The following is a 1,946-nucleotide window of genomic DNA, read 5'->3' on the forward strand; positions in this document are numbered from 1 at the left end:
TATCGATGTGTAATGAGGTTGAATATCGCCCGACACACTCATGAACAAAATATTGTTCTCACAGGCCTTGGCTATTCGGCGGCTACTAATTAATCCATGCGCATAACCGAGTAAAATAATCTTTAACATCACCGTGGGCGGATACGCTGCCGCGCCTGTTTTGTCGTTGTTATACCACGCGTCAAAGCCCGACAAGTCGAGTTTATTTTCGACAATATAACAAAGCGCATACTCAAATGTGCCTGGCAGGATTTGCTCAGAAAAATTGATAGGAATGAATTTATTTTGGCAGGATAAGTCAGGCTTGTAGTTGGCCATAACGGTTTACCGTGGGTGAATAATATCTATTAGATCACAGTAACCCAGTGGATTCAAGGTTAAAAAGCAATCAAGTCAAATGTGTAGAATCAGTTCCTAAAAAGAGTAATTCTACAGCCACAACGCCTTGCTAAGCGGATAAAAATGGTTGGTTAAAATCGCGGAGCGATAACCAACTGTTTTTATTCCGTTTAAGCAACTTGTTAGTTTTTTATATTGATACCCTACCAGTTAATACCCCAGGTAGACTTTTCTGCTGGTGATAAAGCTGAGCAAACATCACTAAAAACAGAATTGAATTCACAACTAACATTGCCATGAGTTCTGTAATTTGTAAGAAGGTATCTCTTAACTGTTTCTGGCCATTTTCCAGCTTTATGAGCGTCTATTATAATTCCTTTTGCATCATGATAACTTGATCCTGAACGAAGCTCACCAAGGCGAGACTCAAAGTGACCATACGTCCAGTCATCTGATTTTGCTTCAAATTCATTTAGTAGCTTTTCTTTATACTGTGCAATTTTTGGCATTTGTAACTCCATTACTTAGTAATTTAATTTATATGTGAGAGTGATTTTATTAACACTCGATAATCGAAATAAAACTAACGCCCAATTAACAGGCAAAAAATTGTTGGCTAAAATAGCGACGAAGGAGCAAAAGCCAACTGTTTTTTGTCCTTGTTGAATTGCTTGTTATGTGCAATTTAACCTACTGTTTAATTCCGTTTTTAACTTATCAAAACCAACCGCATTTGCCGATATTATAAAAACAATTTCATTTGAAGAGTCCCGTAACGCCAACCCACTAATATCAAATAGTTCTTTGGGTTTAGCTAGTTTATGCCATTCAAATGATTTTACATTCTCTTGCTGAGTGATGGTAACGCCATTAACGTTATAATCTATGGTCGCGTTTATGGTTTTAATAACCATCCAGCCCAAATAAACTAAGCGAATAGCATAAAGCCAACAAATAGATAAAAAAGCTAACATACCGTAACTAAACGCTAAATTAATTTTAATCCCATCTATATTTTCAAAGGCAAAGTACGAGATAGCAAAAGGGAAAAATAGAACAAGAATCGCGAAAAGAGTAGTTGCGAAATATATAAATATTTTCTCAATTAGATGATGATATACCACGACATACCTTTTGCACATAACAACTTTATCAAAGGACACTTTCCTCTTTTTATGAGCAATGCATGTCCCCTTAATTGTTTTTCATATTAATAACAAATCCTGTAACACATTGCCAGCTTTAAACTTTAAGTCAGGCTATTCTTTTATTAAAATACAGAAAAGAGGAAAAGGTCCTCATTTCTTGACTTAGGAGGAAAAACGCCAATACTGTATATAAATGGCTATGTTGTATTTAAGTGTTGGTGAACTATATTTAATATACTGAAACCTAATAACGGTAGGTGCAACATGGCTTCCAAGCAGTTTCAAAATATACTACATCACATTACCAACTTAAATTACGCTCAACTTAAAAAGCTTCGCCACGAAGTTGAATCAAATATTGCCACTAACCAAGTAGGTCAAGCCATTGCCGACCATGAAGAATCAATATCTCATTGCCCCCATTGTGATTCACATAATCTAAATCGTTGGGGAATGACA

The 1,946-nt window shown here is 35.9% G+C and carries 3 protein-coding genes and 1 pseudogene; 1 reads left to right on the forward strand and 3 read right to left on the reverse strand.

Annotated features, from left to right (window positions below; genetic code table 11):
- The 3 genes from ADS77_RS21020 to ADS77_RS21030 form a co-directional block, all read right to left on the reverse strand.
- The coding region (locus tag ADS77_RS21020) for a transposase (protein ID WP_161803891.1) at positions 1-318 on the reverse strand (318 nt) is incomplete at its 3' end.
- 224 nt (positions 319-542) lie between these two features.
- Positions 543-848 (reverse strand): hypothetical protein, encoded by a 306-nt coding sequence (locus ADS77_RS21025; protein ID WP_054456188.1) that lies wholly within the window; start codon positions 846-848, stop codon positions 543-545.
- 165 nt (positions 849-1,013) lie between these two features.
- On the reverse strand, positions 1,014-1,502 hold the full coding sequence (locus tag ADS77_RS21030) for a hypothetical protein (protein ID WP_152960655.1): 489 nt from the start codon (positions 1,500-1,502) through the stop codon (positions 1,014-1,016).
- 249 nt (positions 1,503-1,751) lie between these two features.
- On the opposite strand from ADS77_RS21030, the pseudogene ADS77_RS21035 reads away from it, so the two are divergent.
- A pseudogene (locus ADS77_RS21035) lies at positions 1,752-1,946 on the forward strand (hypothetical protein); the annotation flags it as partial.

It is taken from the genome of Pseudoalteromonas porphyrae (assembly GCF_001298125.1).
Lineage (GTDB): Bacteria > Pseudomonadota > Gammaproteobacteria > Enterobacterales > Alteromonadaceae > Pseudoalteromonas > Pseudoalteromonas neustonica.